The organism is Stutzerimonas sp. S1, assembly GCF_025966695.1.
Taxonomy (GTDB): domain Bacteria; phylum Pseudomonadota; class Gammaproteobacteria; order Pseudomonadales; family Pseudomonadaceae; genus Stutzerimonas.
The window spans coordinates 158455-177280 of sequence record NZ_JAOEIY010000001.1 but is presented as its reverse complement, the minus strand read 5'-3'; the positions used below and the strand labels follow the sequence as shown (position 1 = coordinate 177280).

Genomic DNA, 18826 nt, shown 5'->3' with positions numbered 1-18826 from the left:
ACCTCTGTGGGGAAAGAGTGGCGCTCAGCGCGGGATCTTCACGCGATCGTCATCGAAGTCGCCGCGTTCGGCGTCGCGATGGCAGGCCACGCAGTTGAAGCGGCCGCCGACCGACTCGCGGGCGAACTTGGCTTCGCTGACCTCGTCGTGCTTGTGCTCGAACCAGCGCGTCTGGCTGATGCGTGGTGGCTCGCCGACGGTGGGCGACGGCTCCACCGGCAGGTGGTTGGCGGCCGAGGCGCGGACCAGGAAGTCGAGGATTTCCTTTTCCTGCACCGGGTCCAGCGACGCATTGCTGCCGTAGTGATCGTCCAGGGTGCGCATCTGCTCGCGCCAGGCATCGGCAGGCAGCAGGCCGGGGGAATAGAGCATGTGGCAGGCGGCGCATTCTTCCTTCCACACCAGCGGCGCGTCGCTGGGTACCGCCAGGCGCTTGGGCCGCTTGTAGCCCTTGCGCTCGTGATGGTCGTCGTCATCGGCGAAGCTGAGGCCGGCCAGTACCAGGGTCAGGCCCAGCCCGGCGACGGCAGCGAGGGGTGCAATCTTCATGGCGGGCTCCTTACTTGATGCTGTCGATCCAGCTAATGAAGTCACCCTTTTCCTGCGCGGTGCATTCACGGGCGTAGACGTCGTCGCAGTTGCGGCGGAACCATTTCTCGACCTTCTTCAGGTCGGTGAAGCGCTCGGGGTTGGCTGCCGGCGCGAGCGGATCGACCTTGCGGTGCGCCGGCGTCTTGCCGGGCTGACGCGGGTCGGCGGTGTGGCAGGTGGTGCAGCTCATGGTCTTGCCGTTGCGCTGCTCCTCGGCGAAGTACAGCGCCTTGCCGCGCTCGGCGGAGAAACCGGCGAAGTCCGGATTCTCCTGACGCGCCTGGGCGGCGTAGCCGGCCAGCAGTGGGTGTTCGGTTTCGGCCAGGGCCGGCAGGCTCAGGCAACAGGCGAGGGCAATCCAGTGGGCTTTCATGGTGCGGTCTCCGGGGTGGATGAGCGCAGCCTAGGCGCGCCGCCTTACGCCAAACTGAATCTGGCCAGGTGATGGCATTCAGCTTGGCTTCAGCTGAGGGGCATACAAGGGAGGTATTCCGTTCATCGAGGATTGCCACCGTGGCTGCCTTCAACCGCTTTCGTTTGTTCCACTGGCTGCTGGCCGGCTTCTTTCTTGGCGTTTACCTCAGCGGTGACGACGCCGAGACGCTGCATATCTGGCTGGGCTACGGCCTGGTAGCGCTGTTGGTGTGGCGCCTGCTGATCGTGCCGCTGCGCCTGCGCGGCTTCCCGCAGCTGCTGCCGCCGAAGGGCCAGCGGAGCAAGCCCGGCCTGTCGAGCGTCGGCAAGTGGCTGACGGTCGGCGCGCTGAGCAGTTTCGCCATTGCCAGCGTGGTCGGCCTGGGCATGGTCGACAACGGCGATGTGCTGGCCTCCCTGCCAGGCGTGGGGCCGGATGTCTTCGGCGCCGCCAGCGACATCGATTTCATCGGCTGGATGGGCGATGCCGAAGAGGTGCACGAGTTCTTCGCCAACCTGGGGCTGTGGCTGATCGGCCTGCATGTTGGCTATGTGCTGCTCTTCCGCCGCAAGGCGGTATGGCCGATGCTGCGCGGGGTGGCCAAGTCGGGGCCGGCTTCGACTGCACCTTCGGCTTCTTCGGCGGCGTCGGCTGCAACTGCGGTGGCGACCTCACTCGCATCGTCGCCGACGCCGGTCGCCGGTGAATTCACCCGCCTGCGCATCGCCTCACGCCAGGCCGAAACCGCCGACAGCTGCTCGTTCACCCTACAGGTGCCGGCCGCCCAGCGCGCCCGTTTTACCGCGCAGCCGGGGCAGTTCCTCACGCTGAAGGTACCCGGTGCCGAGCCGGCGCTGCTGCGCTGCTACTCGCTGTCGCAGCGGCCGCAGGCGGATGGCGCGCTGCGCATCACTATCAAGCGGGTGTCCGGCGGCCGCGCGTCGAACTGGCTGCTGGACAACCTGCAGGCGGGCGATTGCATCGAGGCGCTGCCGCCGGCCGGCGTGTTCGTGCCGCGCAACCTGGATGACGATCTGCTGCTGCTCGGTGCCGGCAGCGGTATCACACCGCTGATGGCGATCCTGCAGACTGCGTTGGTCGAGGGCAGCGGGCAGGTACGCCTGTTCTATGCCAGCCGCGATGCAGCCTCGCTGATCTTTGCCGAGGAGCTGGCCGATTGGTCTGCGCGTTACCCCGAGCGTCTGCAGCTGCGCATCTGGCTCGATGCCGAGCAGGGTGTGCCGAGCGGCCCGGCGATTGCCGCGAAGATCGCTGACTGGACGGTGGCCGACGCCTTCATCTGCGGGCCGCAACCGTTCATGGATGCCGCTGGTGCCGCGCTGGGCGAGCTGGGTGTGGATGCGGCGCGCATCCATCTGGAACGCTTTGCCGCCGCGGCGCCGACGGCCGCACCGGGCGGTCGCCGCAGTCGCCTGCGGGTCGCGCTCGACGGTCGCCGTCACGAGCTGGACGTGCCGCGCGGCGAGGTGCTGCTGGAGGCCATGGAACAGGCCGGCCTGCAACCACCGAGCGCCTGCCGCTCGGGTGTCTGCGCCGCCTGCAAGTGCCGGGTGGTGGAGGGCAGCGTGAGCATGCGCAGCAACCAGGTGCTGAGCGAAAGCGAGGTGCGCCAGGGCTGGGCGCTGGCCTGCCAGGCCGAACCGCGCAGCGCCGAACTGCAGGTGGAGTATTGAGGTGGAAAAGGCCGTCGGCCGTTTTCCACCCTACGGGTCGCGCGAGTAGGCGGGCGTAGGGTGGATAACGGCGCAGCCTTATCCACCGGACGTGCGTCTGAAATGCGTGAAAAAGGCCGGCGGTCTGCGGTGAGACCGGGCTTAGTGCTCCGCCACCGGCAGATCGTGCTTGCGCCATGCGGTCCAGGAGCCCGGCACGTTGACCACCCGGCTGAAGCCGTGGCGCTTGAGGATGCTGGCGGCAATCGAGGCGCGATAGCCGCTGCCGCAGTACGTCGCCACGATCTTGCTCCTGTCCAGCTGCTCGAGATGTCGCGGTAGATGAGCGACGAAGGCGTGCTTGGCACCGGGGACGCGCCCTTGCTCGAGTTCTTCGGGTGCGCGCACGTCGAGCACCTGCATCTGCGGATCGCCGCGGCGGCGGTCGAGCTCGTGCACTGTCCATTCGCCGACGCACTCCAGTGGCAGGCCTGCGTTCTGCCAGTCGCTCATGCCGTTGCGCAGGTAACCCGTCACCTGATCGAGTCCGATGCGGTACAGCTGCAGCGTCGCCTGGTGGATTTCGTGACTGTCTTCGCCGATCAGGTAGATCGGTCGCCGGTCGTCGAGCATCCAGCCGGCCCAGCTGACGAACTCGTTGCGTAGCGCGATGTTCAGCGCGCCCGGTACATGGCCGCCGCCGAAGGCCAGAATCGAGCGCACGTCCACCAGTTGCACAGCGCTGGGGTCGGCGGTGCGCTGGCGGAACTCCTCGGGTGACAGCGGTGGCGGCAGCGCCGGGCCATGCAGATCGAGCGGTCGCGCGTTGAGCTTCTTCAGCCGCGCATAGTGGCGCGGCGGCTCGGGCATCTCGGCCAACAGCCAGTCGACGAATTCACGTTCGCTGCGCTGCTGGTTGAGCGCGGGGTTGAACAGCAATTCGTTGCCGAGGGTGGAATGGCGGCGGTCGCCGATGGACTTGCCGCACGCCGACCCGGCGCCGTGGCAGGGGTAGATCTCGATGCGTTCACCCAGCGGCAGATAGCGGGTGAACAGCGTGCTGTAGAGCTGCGCGGCCAGTTGCCGGGTGCTGTCCTCGCCGAGCAGGTCTGGCCGGCCGACGTCGAGGTTGAACAGCGTATCGCCGGTGAACAGCGCGAACGGTTGTTCACCCTGCTGACTGTCGCGCAGCAGCAGGGAGATGTGCTCGGGGGTATGGCCTGGCGAATGGATGATTTCCAGGCTGACCTGGCCCAGCTCCAGCACCTCGCCATCAGCGGCCTGGCGCAGCGCGAAGGCGTAGTCCGCGGAGCTACCACCGATGATCTCGGCGCCGCTGCGCTCGGCCAGCGCCTGGGCACCGGAAACGAAGTCGGCGTGGATGTGGGTCTCGATGGCGTAGGCGATGCGCAGGCCCTTTTCGCGGGCTAGGTCGAGGTAGACATCGACGTCGCGGCGCGGGTCGATCACCGCGGCGACCGCGGCCTTGCTGTCGCCCACCAGATAGGAAATCTGCGCCAGACCATCGGTATAGATCGGCTCGAAGACCAGCATGCTGTCACCTCCATAACGCGTCAGTGGTTATGGATGTGGAACGCCGTCCGGCGGTTGGCGTTCAGTCGGACCGATCACTTGCGGACCAGCAGCACCCCGGATTCCATGTGGTGGGTGTAGGGGAACTGGTCGAACAGCGCGCAACGTTCGATGCGGTGGGTGTCGGCCAGCTGGGCGATGTTCTGCGCCAGGGTTTCCGGGTTGCAGGAAATGTAGAGGATGCGCTCGAAGCGGCGGGCCAGCTCGCAGGTGTCCGGGTCCATGCCGGCGCGCGGCGGGTCGACGAAGATGCTGCCGAACTGGTAGCTCTTCAGGTCGATGTGGGCCAAGCGGCGGAACGGGCGCACCTCGTTGAGCGCCTGGGTCAGTTCTTCGGCGGAGAGGCGCACCAGCTCGATGTTGTGGATGCCGTTGTCTTCGATGTTGGCCAACGCAGCGTTGACCGAGGTCTTGCTGATCTCGGTGGCCAGCACGCGGCGCACGCGGGTCGCCAGCGGCAGGGTGAAGTTGCCGTTGCCGCAGTACAGCTCCAGCAGGTCGTCATCGCGTTCGCCGAGCGCCTCGTACGTCCAGTTCAGCATCTTCTGGCAGACCTCGCCGTTGGGCTGGGTGAAGGCGCCTTCCGGCTGGCGGTAGCGGAAGCTGCGGCCGGCGACCACCAGCTGTTCTTCCACGTAATCGCGGCCGATGACGATGCGCTTGCCCTTGGAGCGGCCGACCAGGCTGACGCCGAGGTCTGCGGCGAGCTGCTCGGCTTCGGCCTGCCAGGCCTCGTCCAGCGGGCGGTGATAGGCGAGGGTGATCAGCGCATCACCGCTCAGGGTGGTGAGAAATTCCACCTGGAACAGCTTGAAGCTGAGCACCTCGGAGGCCTGCCAGGCGGCCTTCAGCTGGGGCATCAGTTCATTGATGCGGCGGCTGGCGATGGGGAAATCATCGATCAGGATCGCCTTGTGCTTGTCGCCCTGCTCGAACATCGCGTAGTGGCGCTGACCGTCTTCGCGCCACAGGCGGAACTCGGCGCGCAGGCGGTAGTGCTCGCGCGGCGAGTCGAAAACCTCCGGCTCGGGTGCATCGAACGGCGCGAGCAGATCGCGCAGGCGCGCGGTCTTCTCGGCGAGCTGGCTGTCGTATTGGGCGGGATCGAAGGAGGGGCGGCTCATAGAAACTCGTGCAGTGATGAATCGTAGGGTGGATGGCGTTTCATCCATCCACCGTTACCGCGCGCAAGGTGGATGAACAAAGATCATCCACCCTACAGCACGTCAGCCGGCGAACCAGCCCAGCTTGACCACGAACAGCGCCGAGAGGATCCACATCGCCGGGCTCAGCTCGCGCCAGCGACCAGCCAGCAGCTTGATCGCGGTCCAGGCGACGAAGCCGAAGGCGATGCCGTTGGCGATGGAGAAGGTCAGCGGCATGGCCAGGGCGGCGATGGCTACCGGGGCGGCGACGGTGAGGTCGTCCCAGTCGATGCCGGCCAGGCTGCTCATCATCAGCACGGCGACGAACAGCAGCGCCGGGGCGGTGGCGTAGGCCGGCACGGCACCGGCCAGCGGGGCGAAGAACAGGCTGAGCAGGAACAGCAGGGCGACCACGCAGGCGGTCAGACCGGTGCGGCCACCGGCGCTGATACCGGCCGCCGATTCGATGTAGCTGGTGGTGGTGGAGGTGCCCAGCGCGGCGCCGGCCATGGTCGCGGTGCTGTCGGCCAGCAGCGCGCGGCCCAGGCGCGGCATGCGGCCGTCCTTGTCGAGCAGGTCAGCCTTCTGCGCCACGCCGATGAGGGTGCCCGAGGTGTCGAACAGGTCGACGAAGAGGAAGGCGAAGATCACGCTGATCAGGCCAATGTCCAGCGCGCCCATGATGTCCAGCTGCATGAAGGTCGGCGCCAGCGACGGTGGCATCGATACCACGCCGTTCAGCTCGGACAGGCCGAGCAGGATCGACAGCCCGGTAACGGCCAGAATGCCGATCATCACCGCGCCGGTGACCCGGCGATAGGACAGTGCCGCGATCAGGAAGAAGCCCAGGCAGGCCAGCAGCGGGCCGCCGGCGCTTAGGTCGCCGAGGCCCACCAGGGTGGCTGGATTATCGACGACGATGCCGGCGTTCTTCAGGGCGATGATCGCCAGAAACAGGCCGATGCCTGCGGCGATGCCGGCGCGCAGGGCCAGCGGAATGCTGTGGATGATCCATTCGCGGATCTTGAAGATCGACAACGCGAAGAAGATCGCACCGGAGAGGAACACCGCACCCAGAGCGGTCTGCCAGGTGTAGCCCATGGTCAGGACCACGGTGTAGGTGAAGAAGGCGTTCAGGCCCATGCCCGGCGCCAGCGCGATCGGGTAGTTGGCGACCAGCCCCATCACCGCCGAGCCGATGGCTGCGGCCAGGCAGGTGGCGACGAACACCGCGCCGTGATCCACACCCGCTTCGGCGAGGATGCTCGGGTTGACGAAGAGGATGTAGGCCATCGTCAGGAACGTGGTGAGACCGGCGAGGATCTCGGTGCGCACGGTGGTGTGGTGCGCCTTGAGTTGGAACAGCTTTTCGAGCATGTTGAATCCCCTTGTCGGCCGCTGATGGCCTGGCGTTCGGTTGCCGCGACGTCTGTGGCCGCGTGCGCCCCCTAGAGCAAAGCCCATTGCCGGGCCGCCCGCAAAAGCCGCGCATCTTACACTGGCCGGCAGCCCGGTTGAATTTCCATTGAGCAGGAGAATCCCCATGAGCAAGCGCGTACTGATACCCGTCGCCGACGGTTCCGAGGATCTGGAGACGGTGACCCTGATCGACGTGCTGCGCCGCGCCGGGTTCGAAGTGGTGGTCGCCAGCGCCGAGGAGCGGCGCATGCTGACCTGCGCCCGCGGCACGCGAATCACTGCCGACGCCATGCTGCTCGATGTGCTGGCGCAGGATTTCGATCTGATCGTGCTGCCGGGCGGCATGCCCGGCGCGCAGACCCTCGGCGAGCTGGAGCCGCTGGCCGAACGCGTGCGTCAGCAGGCCGCGGCAGGGCGCGAATTTGCCGCTATCTGCGCCGCACCCTCGGTCGCTCTGCATCCCTATGGAGTGCTCAAGGGCCGCCAGGTCACCTGCTATCCAGGCATGAGCGACAACCTCACCGGCACGCATTTCCTCGATCAGCCGGTGGTGGTCGATGGCAACTGCATCACCAGTCAGGGACCGGCGACCGCGCTGGAATTCGCCCTGACTCTGGTGGAACGCCTGGCCGGTCGCGGCAAGCGGCGTGAAGTGGCCGACGCCATGCTGGTGCCGGCCACGACGAACTAACGGCGCCTCGTATCGGTCAGTCCTTGCATTGCCGGAAGTCCCGGCGGCAGTTGGCTGAGTCCGAGGAGAACGATGGACAGCGTCGATCTGGCGGTGCTGCGGCGTGCCCGCGACTGGTGGCGTGATGGTCACGCGGTGGTGCTCTACACGGTGCTGCAAACCTGGGGCAGCGCGCCACGCCCGGTGGGCTCGCTGCTGGCGTTGCGCGGCGATGGTCGCGTCGAGGGCTCGGTATCCGGTGGCTGCGTCGAGGACGATCTGCTGGCACGGGGCATGGCCGCCGAGCCGGCAGCGGCCTGCCAGCTGATCACCTATGGCGTGAGCCGGGAGGAATCCGCGCGTTTCGGTCTGCCCTGTGGCGGCACCCTGCGCCTGTTGCAGGAGCCGCTGCGCGATGCCGGCTGGATCAATGAATTGCTGCGTCGTTGCGCCGCGCATGAACGGCTGCTGCGCTGTGTGGATATCGCCAGCGGCGATGTAACGCTGCAAGCCGCCGGCCGCGACGCTTCGCTGCACTTCGATGGCCACACCCTGCGCGCGCCATTCGGCCCGGCCTGGCGCCTGCTGCTGATCGGCGCCGGGCAGCTGTCGCGCTATGTCGCTGAACTCGCCCACGGGCTGGGTTTCGAGGTGCTGATCTGCGACCCCCGCGAAGGTTACGCCCACGGCTGGGATGCCGCCGCCGTGCGCTTCGTCCCGGGCATGCCGGACGATGCCGTGCTGGCCATCGAGCCGGATGCACACACCGCCATCGTCGCGCTGACTCACGACCCGCGCCTGGACGACATGGCACTGCTCACTGCGCTGCAGTCCGAGGCCTTCTACGTCGGCGCGCTGGGCTCGCGGGTCAACAGCGAGAAGCGCAAGGCGCGGCTGCTGTCACTGGGCCTCGGCGAGCGGCAGGTGCAGCGGTTGTACGGCCCCATCGGCTTGCCCATCGGTAGTCGCACCCCGGCAGAAATCGCCCTGTCCTTGATGGCCGAGGTGGTAGCGCTGAAGAACGGCGCCCTGGCGCCGAGCCTGCCGGCGCAGCAGCGCTGTGCCTGAGCGCGTCGTGCCTGGCGCCGGTGTCTGCGCCATCGTCCTGGCTGCGGGGCAGGGCAGCCGCTACCGCGCCGCTGGCGGGGCGGACAAGCTGCTGGCATCGAGCCTGCGCGACGCGCCCGCGCCACCGGTGCTCGCCGCCACCCTGGCGGACCTGCGCGGTGTCGCCGAGCGGCTGTTGGTGGTGACCAATGCCGACAATTGCCCGCTGCGCGACTGGCTGGCCGCGCACGCCGAAGGCTGCGAAGTGCTTGCGGTCGAAACCCGCGGTCTCGGCCATAGCCTGGCCCAGGCCGTCGCCCAGGCACCGGTCGCGCGTGGCTGGCTGGTGGCGCTGGGCGACATGCCCTACGTGCAGCCAGCGACCCTGCGCGCCATCGCCGCGGCCATCGAGCACGACAATCTGGTGGTTCCGGTTCATCAGGGTCGGGCGGGCCATCCGCGCGGCATCGGCAGCGCCTATCGAGATGCGCTGCTGCAACTGGACGGTGATCGCGGTGCGCAGCAGTTGTTCGCCCAACCGGCGGTGCAGCGGCTTGAGGTGGATGATCCCGGCGTCCTGCTGGACATCGACCATCCGGACGACCGCCGCCTGGCCTGATGTCTGTCCGCCCACCCGGCGGCGGCGCTGAACGATTTCCGCACCGCGCCAGTCGTACCCGAAGACGCACGGACAGCGCATCCCAATGGCCAAATCCTGAGGCTGTCATGAGCGAAAACCTTTCCGCTGCAGGTCAGGCCTGCACCATCAGCCTCGAGCTGAACGGCGAACACCGCGAGCTCCAGGTGCACCCCTGGACCACCTTGCTCGACCTGCTGCGTGACCAGCTCGGCCTGGCCGGCACCAAGAAAGGCTGCGATCACGGCCAGTGCGGCGCCTGCACGGTGCTGCTCGATGGCCGGCGCATCAACAGCTGCCTGACCCTGGCGGTGATGCATGATGGCGCCCGGCTGACCACCATCGAGGGCCTGGCCCGCGACGCCGCGCTGCATCCGTTGCAGGCTGCCTTCATCAAGCACGATGCCTTCCAGTGCGGCTATTGCACGCCCGGGCAGATCTGCTCGGCCGCCGCTCTTGCTGCCGAAAACCGCGTCAGCAGTCGCGACGAGATCCGTGAACAGATGAGCGGCAACCTCTGCCGTTGCGGCGCCTATCCGAACATCCTCGCTGCCATCGAAGACGCGCTGCCCGCGCTGCGCGCTCAGGAGGATGCGCAATGACGCCGTTCAGCTATCAGCGCCCGGAGCGCATCGAGCAGGCCATCGCGTTGCATGGACCGGGCAGCCGCTACATCGCCGGTGGCACCAACCTGCTCGATCTGATGAAGGAGAACGTCCTGCGCCCGACGCAGCTGATCGACATCAATCGGCTGCCGTTGCGCGACATCGAGGACACCCGCGAAGGTGGATTGATGATCGGTGCGCTGGTGAGTAATGCCGAGCTGGCCTGGCATCCGCAGATCACCCTGCGCTACCCGCTGCTGGCCAAGGCAATCCTCGCCGGCGCCTCGCCGCAGCTGCGCAATATGGCCAGCACCGGCGGCAATCTGCTGCAGGGCACCCGCTGCTACTACTTCTACGACACCGCCACGCCCTGCAACAAGCGCGAGCCCGGCTCGGGCTGCAGTGCGCGGGAGGGGCGCAATCGCATCCACGCGATTCTTGGCGCCAGCGAGACCTGCGTTGCCGTGCACCCGTCGGACATGTGCGTGGCGCTGGCGGTGCTCGAGGCGCAGGTGCATGTGTGTGGCCCGCAGGGCGAGCGGCGCATCGCCTTCGAGGACTTCCACGGCCTGCCCGGCGAGCATCCGGAGCGGGATAACGTGCTGACCGAAGGCGAACTGATCACCGCCATCGAGCTGCCGGTGGAAGGGTTTGCCAGTCACTGCGCCTACCTCAAGCTGCTTGACCGCGCCTCCTACGCCTTCGCCCTGGTATCGGTCGCGGCGGCGCTGGAGATGGATGGCGACGTCATCCGCCGTGGGCGTATCGCGCTCGGCGGTGTGGCGCACAAACCTTGGCGCCTGGAAGAGGCCGAAGAACTGCTCAGCGGCAAGCGTGCCGAGGCCGAATGTTTCGCCGCCGCGGCCGAACGCTTGCTGCAAGGCGCACAGCCGCTGGCGGACAACGCCTTCAAAGTCGACCTGGCTCGGCGCGCCATCGTGCGTGCACTGACCGAAGCCGCCGGAGGAGCCGTCCGATGAACAGCGCCAACTCTCCACTCGGCAAGTCGCTGGACCGCGTCGACGGCCCGCTCAAGGTCACCGGCAAAGCCTGCTACGCCGCCGAAGCCGAGGTGCCGGGGCTGCTCTACGGCGCCGTGGTGTCGAGCAGCATCGCCCGCGGCCGGGTCGTTCGTATCGATTCCGCTGCGGCCGAGGCGCTGCCCGGTGTACGCCTGGTGCTGACTCATCAGAACCGCCCGCCGGTGGCCAGCTACGACGAGCCCTATGAGGACGATGATGCCGCCGACGGCTCGCCGTTCCGCCCGCTGTTCAACGACCGCGTGCTCTACAGCGGCCAGCCGCTGGCGCTGGTGGTGGCCGAGACCCAGGCGCTGGCGCGCCACGCGGCCAGTCTGGTGCGCATCGACTACGAAGTCGAAGCGCATCAGACCGATCTGCAGGCCGTGCGCGAGCAGGCTCATGAAGCGCCGGCCGAGCTGCCCGAGCCGCGCGGTGATTTCGATGCGGGATTCGCGGCCGCGGCGTATCGGGTCGACTGCGAGTACAGCACCCCGGTCGAGCATCACAACCCGATGGAGCCGCATGCCTCCATCGTCCAGTACCAGCCGGGCGGCGAGCTGCTCGTCCACGACAAGACCCAGGGCGTGCAGAACTGCCAGCGCTACCTGGAGCAGGTGTTCGGCATGCAGGGCAGGATTCGCGTGCTGTCGCCCTTCGTCGGCGGCGCCTTCGGCTCCGGCCTGCGCCCGCAGTACCAGCTGCCGCTGGCAGTGATGGCTGCACTCAAGCTCAAGGCCGCGGTGCGCGTCGAGCTGACCCGCCAGCAGATGTTCACCTTCGGCTACCGCCCGCGCAGCATCCAGCAGCTCAAGCTCGCCGCCGATGGCGAGGGGCGGTTGCAGGCCATCGAGCACAGGGCCATCGGCCAGACCTCGCGCTTCGAGGACTTCACCGAGCACGAGGTGGAGTGGTCGGGGATGCTCTATGCCTGCGACAACGTGCGCCTCGGCTATCGCCTGGCGCCGCTGGACGTCTACACCCCGCTGGACATGCGCGCCCCGGGGGCGACCATTGGCGTCTATGCGCTGGAGTGCGCGATGGACGAGCTGGCTTATGAAGTCGGTATCGATCCGCTGGAGCTGCGCTTGCGCAATTACACCGAGACCAACGGTAACGAGGGCAAGCGCTATTCCAGCAAGGAGCTGCGTGCCTGCTATCAGCAGGGTGCCGAGCGCTTCGGTTGGTCGCGGCGCCCGGCGCAGCCACGCAGCCTGCGCGACGGCCATCAGCTGGTCGGCATGGGCATGGCCACTGGCGTCTGGGAAGCGATGCAGATGCCCGCCTCCGCTCGCGCCTGCCTCGACGCCGACGGCAGGCTGCTGGTGAGCAGCGCCACCGCCGACATCGGCACCGGCACCTACACTGCGATGACCCAGATCGCCGCCGATGCGATGGGCCTGCCGATGAGCGAGGTGGAATTCCGTCTCGGCGATTCCAGCCTGCCGCAGGCGCCGCTGGAAGGTGGCTCGGCCACCGTGTCATCGGTGGGCAGTGCGGTACAGCGAGCCTGCGAAGGCCTGCGGCAGAAGCTGTTGGATGCCGCGCAGCAGTCGCCGGCTTCGCCCTTTACCGGGGCGAGCCTGGAGACGGTGGAGTTCGTCGATGGCCAGCTGCGGCTGAAATCCGGCGAGCATGCCGTGGCGCTGCGCGACATCGTCCAGGTCAGCGGGGCGCTGGACGCCGAAGCCAGCGTCAAGCCGGATGAGAAGCGCGACGCCTGGGCCACCGCCACGCACTCGGCGGTGTTCGTCGAGGTGCGGGTTGACGAGGATCTCGGCACGATCAGGGTCAGCCGGGTGGTCAGCGCGGTGGCGGCGGGGCGCATCGTCAATCCAAAGACCGCCGGCAACCAGATCGTCGGCGGCGTGGTGTGGGGCATCGGCCAGGCGCTGCAGGAGGAGACGCTGATCGACCATCGGCTGGGCCGCTACATGAACCACAACCTCGCCGAGTACCACATTCCGGTGAACGCCGACATTCCCGAGATCGAAGTGATCTTCGTCGAGGAGCATGACCAAGTGGTCAATGAGCTGGGGTCCAAGGGCGTGGGTGAGATCGGCATCGTCGGGGTGGCGGCGGCGGTGGCCAATGCGATCTACAACGCGACAGGCAGGCGGGTGAGGGATCTGCCGATTACCTTGGATAAGGTGCTTTGACCTGGTGCCTGTGTAGTGAGGGCTTTGAGATGGCTGGCTTGGAGTGCCGGATGAAGGCCCCCTTGGCGTCCGGGCTGACCGCTACGCGACCAGCCTTTCCTGACTCCAGCGGAGCTCCGGAACCGGAATCCGGGCTGCCTGAAAGTTCATGGCTTTGCTGCCCCGTTCTTTATGTGCGAGCTATCTGGCAACACCAGACGCCTCTGGAAGGTACCGCGACCCAGTGGCAGCGCGACTAGGTGCGGGTTGCCTTGAGAATCACGAACTTCGGCGTGGCCGCGACCTGCTCGGCGTTGCCGAACAGGCGCTTGAGCTTGAGGTGATAGCCGAGATGGCGATTGCCGACGATCCACAGCTCGCCGCCCTTGGCCAGCGCCGTCTTGGCCTGGGTGAACATGCGCCAGGCGAGGAAGTCGCCGACCACCTGCTGCTGGTGGAACGGTGGATTGCACAGCACCAGGTCCAGCGAGGCCGGCGGTTGCTCGGCCAGGCCATCGCCGGCGCGAATCTCGACCGGACGCTGACCATGGATCGCCTGCCAGTTTTCCCGCGCCGACTGCACCGCCATGTAGCTCTCGTCCACCAACGTCAGTTCCGCCTGCGGGTTGCCCAGCGCGTAGACGATGCCGAGCACGCCGTTGCCGCAGCCCAGATCGGCGACGCGCAGCGCGCCGAGCGCCTTGGGCAGATGCGGCAGGAAGGCGCGCGTGCCGATATCGAGGCCTTCGCGACAGAACAGGTTGGCGTGGTTGAGCAGTTCGAGTTTTGGCTGATCTAGCTGATAGCGGGTCGGGTAGGGCGACTGCGGCGTCGGTTTCTCGCTCGGCGTTGCGCTGAGCAGGCGTGCCTTCTTCACCGCCAGCGAAGCCTGCACCGGGCCGATGTACTGTTCCAGCAGATCGCCGGCGGCACGCGGCAGGTGCTTGATCATCGCCGCGGCGATCACCTGCGCGCCGGGCGCCAACTGGTCGTGCAGACGGATCAGCTGTTCTTCCAGCAGGGCGAGGGTTTTCGGTACGCGAATCAGCACCCGGTCGAACGGGCCCTGGGCGGTCTCGCTGGCCGGAACGAAACGCACGCGTCCGGCCGGCAGGTCGTTGCGCGCCAGGTTCTTCTGCAGCGCCAGATAGGCCAGGTGCGAGTCGCCGCTGCTGGTCACCTCGACATGCGCGGCCAGCGCGCAAGCCAGGGCGCCGAAGCTGTCGTTGAGAATCAGCACCCGCGCGGCGGCCGGCAAACCCTGTTCATGCAGCGTGGCGAGCAGGTATTCGTCGGCGGCGTCGAAGGCCTGCAATGGCTCGTTGGGCTGCTCCGGCTGGCGGATCAGGTCAAGGCTGGCGTACGGAGTGTCGAGAATAGGCATGAGAACTGGCGGTGTTTATCTGCGTCGGAAAGGAGTATCAACAATTCACGGGCGCTGCGAGCGGCAGGTCCGGCAGATGCTCGGAGGGAGCGAAGTATGACCGTCAGCGAAGAGAAGTTCACCCGCCAGCGCCTGCTCGAGGTGCAGACGCTGACGCCCAGTCTGTTCACCCTGCGCACCAGTCGCGATCCCGGCTTTCGTTTCACGGCCGGGCAGTTCGCCCGGCTAGGCGTGCGCAAGCCCAGTGGCTGCATCGTCTGGCGCGCCTATTCGATGGTCTCGGCGCCGCACGATGAGTTTCTCGATTTTTTTTCCATCGTCGTTCCGGACGGCGAATTCACCAGCGAGCTGAGCCGGCTCAAGGTCGGCGACGAGCTGCTGGTGGACAAGCAGGCCTTCGGCTTCCTGACCCTGGATCGTTTCCCCGACGGACGTGATCTCTGGCTGCTGGCTACCGGCACCGGGATCGCGCCGTTCCTGTCGATCCTGCAGGACTTCGCGGCCTGGCAGCGCTTCGAGCGCATCATTCTGGTCTACAGCGTGCGCGAGGCGCGGGAGCTGGCCTACCAGCAGCTGATCGCCGAACTGCCACAGCGCGTTTACCTGGAAGGCCTGGGTTCGAAACTGTTGTACCTGCCGGTGGTCACGCGCGAGCAGGTTCCGGGCGCGCTGCATGGGCGCATCACCACGCTGATCGAGAACGGCGAACTGGAGCGTGCCGCCGATCTGCAACTGACGCCCGAGCACTCGCGGATCATGCTCTGCGGCAATCCGCAGATGATCGAGGATACCCGTGAGGTGCTGAAGGCACGCGACCTCAACCTCGCCCTGACGCGCAAGCCGGGACAGGTGGCGGTGGAGAATTACTGGTAAGCGGAGTGCGGCCCGGCCGCAGGGGGTGGAAAAGACCTGCGACTTGGTAATGCGTAGGGTGGATGGCCGAAGCCATCCACGCGCAACACCCTTCCCGCGCATATGCCGCGTGGAAAATCGCTTTGCGAGTTTTCCACCCTACGAAACGAGTCCGATGACTCCAAACGAAAAGCCCCCGCCGGACGATCCGGCGGGGGCTTTTCTTGTCGCAGTCTGAGGCTTGCGGTAGCTGTTACACCACGCCTTGGGCCAGCATGGCGTCGGCTACTTTGACGAAGCCGGCGATGTTGGCGCCCTTGACGTAGTTGATCCGGCCATTTGGCTCTTCGCCGTGGGCGACGCAGGCGTGATGGATCGACTGCATGATGCTGTGCAGCTTGGTGTCCACCTCGCCGGCGGTCCAGTGCAGGCGCATGGCGTTCTGACTCATTTCCAGACCGCTACAGGCCACACCACCGGCATTGGACGCCTTGCCCGGCGCGTAGAGGATGCCGGCCTCGAGGAACAGGTCCACCGCCTCCAGCGTCGAGGGCATGTTGGCACCTTCGGCCACGCAGATGCAGCCGTTCTTCAGCAGCGTGCGGGCATCGTCCCCGTCCAGCTCGTTCTGCGTGGCGCACGGCAGCGCGATGTCGCACGGCAGGCTCCACGGACGCTGATCGGCCATGTAGGTCACGCCGAAGTGCGCGCCCATTTCCTCGAGGCGGCCGCGGCGGACGTTCTTCAGGTCCATCAGGTAGTCCCACTGCTCGTCGGTCAGCCCGTCCGGGAAGTGCAGGGTGCCGCCGGAGTCGGACAGCGAAACGACCCGGCCGCCCAGCTCCATGACCTTCTGCGCCGCATACTGCGCGACGTTACCGGAACCGGAGATCGAGACGCGCTTGCCCTCGAAGCTGCTGTGGGTGTTCTTGAGCATTTCCTCGGCGAAGTAGACGCAGCCGTAGCCGGTGGCCTCCGGGCGGATCAGGCTGCCGCCGTAGGGCAGGCCCTTGCCGGTCAGCACCGAGGTGAACTGGTTGGACAGACGCTTGTACTGACCAAAGAGGAAGCCGATCTCGCGTCCGCCGACACCGATGTCACCGGCCGGTACGTCGAGGTCGGCGCCGATGTGGCGATACAGCTCGCTCATGAAGGACTGGCAGAAGCGCATGACTTCATTGTCGCTCTTGCCCTTCGGGTTGAAGTCCGAGCCGCCTTTGCCGCCGCCCATGGGCAGCGAGGTCAGGGAGTTCTTGAAGACCTGTTCGAAGGCGAGGAACTTGAGCACGCCGATGTTGACCGACGGGTGGAAACGCAGGCCGCCCTTGTACGGGCCGATGGCGCTGCTCATCTGAATGCGGAAACCGCGGTTGACTTGGACCCGACCCTGATCGTCGACCCACGGTACGCGGAACATGATCGCGCGTTCCGGCTCGACCATGCGCTCAACGATGCCGGCCTGCATGTAGTGCGGGTTGGCCTCGAGGAACGGCCACAGGCTGCGGACGACTTCTTCGACGGCCTGGTGGAATTCGGGTTGGTGGGGGTCGCGCTGTTTCAGTCGGGCGAGAAAGGCATCAACGGTTTCGATCATTTTGTGGCCCTCGGCGACCGCTTGCGGCAGTCATGAAAATTTTTTGGCGGGCGACTTTAGCAAACCTGCTTCGCACCACGGAAGTGCGAAATAGGTCGTGTATGCGCATCATCGGTGCATGAGTAGCCATGCGCTGCGCTCGTTTCGGCTTTTCCGACAGCGCACTGGTGGCGCTATTGCGGGCGCTTTCTTGCTGGGGCGAGAGGGCAGGCGTGGCGTTTGTGTTGCGCGGAAATGTCGCACTGGCCGCATCATTTTTGTGCGCGTCAGGTCGTGATCCGATGGGCGGCATCAGTCGGCCAACTCGCAGCGATTGCGACCGCAGCGCTTGGCACGCAGCAGGGCGACATCCGCGCGGTTGATGGTGCTGGAGTAGTTCTCGTCGGGACGCAGCTCGGCGACGCCCAGGCTTACGGTCACCGATAGCAGGTCGTTGTTGATGCGCACGGCCAGCGTGGCGATGTTGCTGCGCAGGCGCTGCATGACCGCCTGGGCATCCGCGGCGGTGGTCTCTGGCATGAGAATCAGAAACTCCTCGCCGCCCCAGCGACCGCACAGGTCCTGCTCGCGGATCTCGGCCTCCATCACCCGGACGACCTCGAGCAGAACGCGGTCGCCGACCTCGTGGCCGTATTCGTCGTTGATGGTCTTGAAGCGATCGATATCGAGCATGACGATGCACAGCGGCCGATCGTAGCGCTTGGCACGTTCGCTCTCCTCGCGCAGGCGCTCGGTGAGCAGCGCGCGGTTGGCGATACCGGTCAGCGGGTCGTGCGTGGAGGCCTCGCGCAGTGCGATGTTCAGGTCGCGCATCATCATCTGGTAGCGATCGGAGATGCGCGCCACCTTTTCCAGCTGCCGCAGCTGTTTGTCGAAGCGCGCGGCGAGGCTCAGTTCGCGGTCGCGGACGATGCTCTGGTAGCCGTCGGATACGCGGGTGATCCGCTCCATCCGCGTGAGCAGCTCGCGGTGGGTCTTCCACAGTTGGCCGAGGGCATCCTGCAAGGGATGGCCGAGGTACTGTGGATCATCCAGCAGTTCGGTGACCTTTTGCTCGAGCGGCTTGTGTCCACGCATGGGCGAACCTGCTAGTCGTGACTGACGATCATGAAGGGGAAGGTGCAGTCTTCCTTGAATTCTTCGGCCAGCTCGACCACTCGCTCGTTGCGCTTGTCGTAATACCAGTTGACGGCCACATGCTTGCCTTCCTGATAGGCGGCTTCGAGCAGGTCGAAGATGTCCATCACGGCCTTGATGCTGCTGGTGTTGAGGTACAGCAGGCGCAGTTCCAGGCTGAGCGGGCGCGCGGCCTCGGCGAGGTAGCGCTCGATCCACTCGAAGACCTGGTGGAACAGCTCGTAGGAGTTTTCCGGGTAGGAGTCGCCCTGCATCGATAGGACGCCGTTGTTCCAATCGGACTGGATGGCCGGAGAAGACTGGCTACCGGGAATGGAAAAATCATTCATGTGCATGGTTCTCGGATTCAGATGACGGCGCGCAGGCTGATGAAGGAGCGGCTGTCGGAAACAGGCTTGAGCGAGGCGCTGAGCGGCTCGCTGGACTTGCGGGCGATATCGATCAGGCCCAGCCCGGCGCCGGACACCAGTTGTCCGTCACGCGGCTTGCGCAGCTGTTCCTTGTACAGGCTCTTGAGCTGCGCTTTGTCCAGGTCGGCCAGTTCGCTGATGCTGGCGAGCAGCACCTCGCCATCGGCGCTCTCGATCAGATTGCCGGCGGAGACCACGTAGCGGCCCTGCTCGTCGCGCGCGACGACGACGGTAGCGCCGGCCTCCTGATCGGACCAGTGCTTCACCTTGGCGTAGTGGCGGATGTTCTGGGTCATCTCGATATACACGGCGAACACGTCCATCGCGGAAGATGGGTGAGCGTGCTCGGCAGTCAGGTAGTTGCGCAGGGCGTTGCCGATTTCTTCGATCAGGCTGCGGGAGATCGGGCCGTTGAAGCAGAGCATGATCTGCTGACGGTTGTAACTCTCGCGCATGGCAAACAGGTCAACTGGCTCCATCGACATCTCCGGGTAGAG

General features: G+C 66.4%; 18 protein-coding genes. 8 read left to right on the top strand and 10 right to left on the bottom strand.

Going from position 1 to position 18826, the window contains the following annotated elements; translation table 11 throughout:
* Positions 1-24: 24 nt before the first annotated feature.
* Both N8H22_RS00820 and N8H22_RS00815 read right to left on the bottom strand, forming a co-directional pair.
* On the bottom strand, positions 25-549 hold the full coding sequence (locus N8H22_RS00820; RefSeq protein WP_264588739.1) for a diheme cytochrome c: 525 nt from the start codon (positions 547-549) through the stop codon (positions 25-27).
* A gap of 10 nt (positions 550-559) precedes the next feature.
* Positions 560-964, bottom strand: coding sequence for a DUF1924 domain-containing protein (locus tag N8H22_RS00815; protein ID WP_264588738.1), 405 nt, complete (start codon positions 962-964; stop codon positions 560-562).
* 140 nt (positions 965-1104) lie between these two features.
* Here N8H22_RS00815 and N8H22_RS00810 point away from each other — a divergent pair, with 140 nt between their 5' ends.
* Positions 1105-2700 carry a 2Fe-2S iron-sulfur cluster-binding protein gene (locus N8H22_RS00810; protein ID WP_264588737.1) on the top strand — a complete coding sequence of 532 codons (1596 nt, stop codon included), beginning with the start codon at positions 1105-1107 and terminating at the stop codon, positions 2698-2700.
* 141 nt (positions 2701-2841) lie between these two features.
* Here the strand turns inward: N8H22_RS00810 and N8H22_RS00805 are convergent, their stop codons facing one another.
* The 3 genes from N8H22_RS00805 to N8H22_RS00795 form a co-directional block, all read right to left on the bottom strand.
* The gene (locus N8H22_RS00805) at positions 2842-4233 is read right to left on the bottom strand and encodes an MBL fold metallo-hydrolase (protein WP_264588736.1); all 1392 of its coding nucleotides are present in this window, start codon (positions 4231-4233) and stop codon (positions 2842-2844) included.
* A gap of 74 nt (positions 4234-4307) precedes the next feature.
* Positions 4308-5396: a tRNA (uridine(54)-C5)-methyltransferase TrmA gene (trmA, locus tag N8H22_RS00800; RefSeq protein WP_264588735.1), complete on the bottom strand. Its 1089-nt coding sequence runs from the start codon at positions 5394-5396 to the stop codon at positions 4308-4310.
* 102 nt (positions 5397-5498) lie between these two features.
* The gene (locus N8H22_RS00795; RefSeq protein ID WP_264588734.1) at positions 5499-6794 is read right to left on the bottom strand and encodes an NCS2 family permease; all 1296 of its coding nucleotides are present in this window, start codon (positions 6792-6794) and stop codon (positions 5499-5501) included.
* A gap of 166 nt (positions 6795-6960) precedes the next feature.
* Here N8H22_RS00795 and N8H22_RS00790 point away from each other — a divergent pair, with 166 nt between their 5' ends.
* The 6 genes from N8H22_RS00790 (at position 6961) to N8H22_RS00765 (ending at position 12973) form a co-directional block, all read left to right on the top strand.
* Positions 6961-7527: a DJ-1 family glyoxalase III gene (locus N8H22_RS00790; RefSeq protein ID WP_264588733.1), complete on the top strand. Its 567-nt coding sequence runs from the start codon at positions 6961-6963 to the stop codon at positions 7525-7527.
* 72 nt (positions 7528-7599) lie between these two features.
* Positions 7600-8574, top strand: coding sequence for an XdhC family protein (locus N8H22_RS00785; protein WP_264588732.1), 975 nt, complete (start codon positions 7600-7602; stop codon positions 8572-8574).
* A 7-nt stretch (positions 8575-8581) separates the two neighbouring features.
* A complete protein-coding gene (locus N8H22_RS00780) occupies positions 8582-9172 on the top strand; it encodes a nucleotidyltransferase family protein (protein ID WP_264589314.1) in 591 nt (196 codons plus the stop codon).
* A gap of 107 nt (positions 9173-9279) precedes the next feature.
* Complete coding sequence (locus N8H22_RS00775; RefSeq protein WP_264588731.1) at positions 9280-9792, top strand: (2Fe-2S)-binding protein; 513 nt, start codon at positions 9280-9282, stop codon at positions 9790-9792.
* Positions 9789-10775, top strand: a complete 987-nt coding sequence (locus N8H22_RS00770) for a xanthine dehydrogenase family protein subunit M (protein WP_264588730.1) — start codon at positions 9789-9791, stop codon at positions 10773-10775. Before N8H22_RS00775 ends, N8H22_RS00770 begins: the two co-directional genes overlap by 4 nt.
* Positions 10772-12973, top strand: coding sequence for a xanthine dehydrogenase family protein molybdopterin-binding subunit (locus N8H22_RS00765; protein ID WP_264588729.1), 2202 nt, complete (start codon positions 10772-10774; stop codon positions 12971-12973). The genes N8H22_RS00770 and N8H22_RS00765 overlap by 4 nt, the downstream gene beginning before the upstream one ends.
* Before the next feature lie 235 nt (positions 12974-13208).
* Here the strand turns inward: N8H22_RS00765 and N8H22_RS00760 are convergent, their stop codons facing one another.
* Entirely contained in the window at positions 13209-14336 is a 1128-nt protein-coding gene (locus N8H22_RS00760; protein ID WP_264588728.1) for a methyltransferase, read from the bottom strand.
* 96 nt (positions 14337-14432) lie between these two features.
* On the opposite strand from N8H22_RS00760, the gene N8H22_RS00755 reads away from it, so the two are divergent.
* Entirely contained in the window at positions 14433-15209 is a 777-nt protein-coding gene (locus tag N8H22_RS00755; RefSeq protein ID WP_264588727.1) for a ferredoxin--NADP reductase, read from the top strand.
* Positions 15210-15441: 232 nt separating this feature from the next.
* Here N8H22_RS00755 and gdhA read toward each other — a convergent pair whose 3' ends face one another.
* From gdhA to siaB, 4 genes are all read right to left on the bottom strand, one after another.
* Positions 15442-16782, bottom strand: a complete 1341-nt coding sequence (gdhA, locus tag N8H22_RS00750) for an NADP-specific glutamate dehydrogenase (RefSeq protein ID WP_264588726.1) — start codon at positions 16780-16782, stop codon at positions 15442-15444.
* A gap of 291 nt (positions 16783-17073) precedes the next feature.
* Positions 17074-17859 (bottom strand): biofilm regulation diguanylate cyclase SiaD, encoded by a 786-nt coding sequence (siaD, locus tag N8H22_RS00745; protein WP_264588725.1) that lies wholly within the window; start codon positions 17857-17859, stop codon positions 17074-17076.
* An 11-nt stretch (positions 17860-17870) separates the two neighbouring features.
* On the bottom strand, positions 17871-18248 hold the full coding sequence (gene siaC / locus N8H22_RS00740) for a biofilm regulation phosphoprotein SiaC (RefSeq protein WP_264588724.1): 378 nt from the start codon (positions 18246-18248) through the stop codon (positions 17871-17873).
* A gap of 17 nt (positions 18249-18265) precedes the next feature.
* A complete protein-coding gene (gene siaB, locus N8H22_RS00735; RefSeq protein WP_264588723.1) occupies positions 18266-18808 on the bottom strand; it encodes a biofilm regulation protein kinase SiaB in 543 nt (180 codons plus the stop codon).
* Positions 18809-18826: the final 18 nt, after the last annotated feature.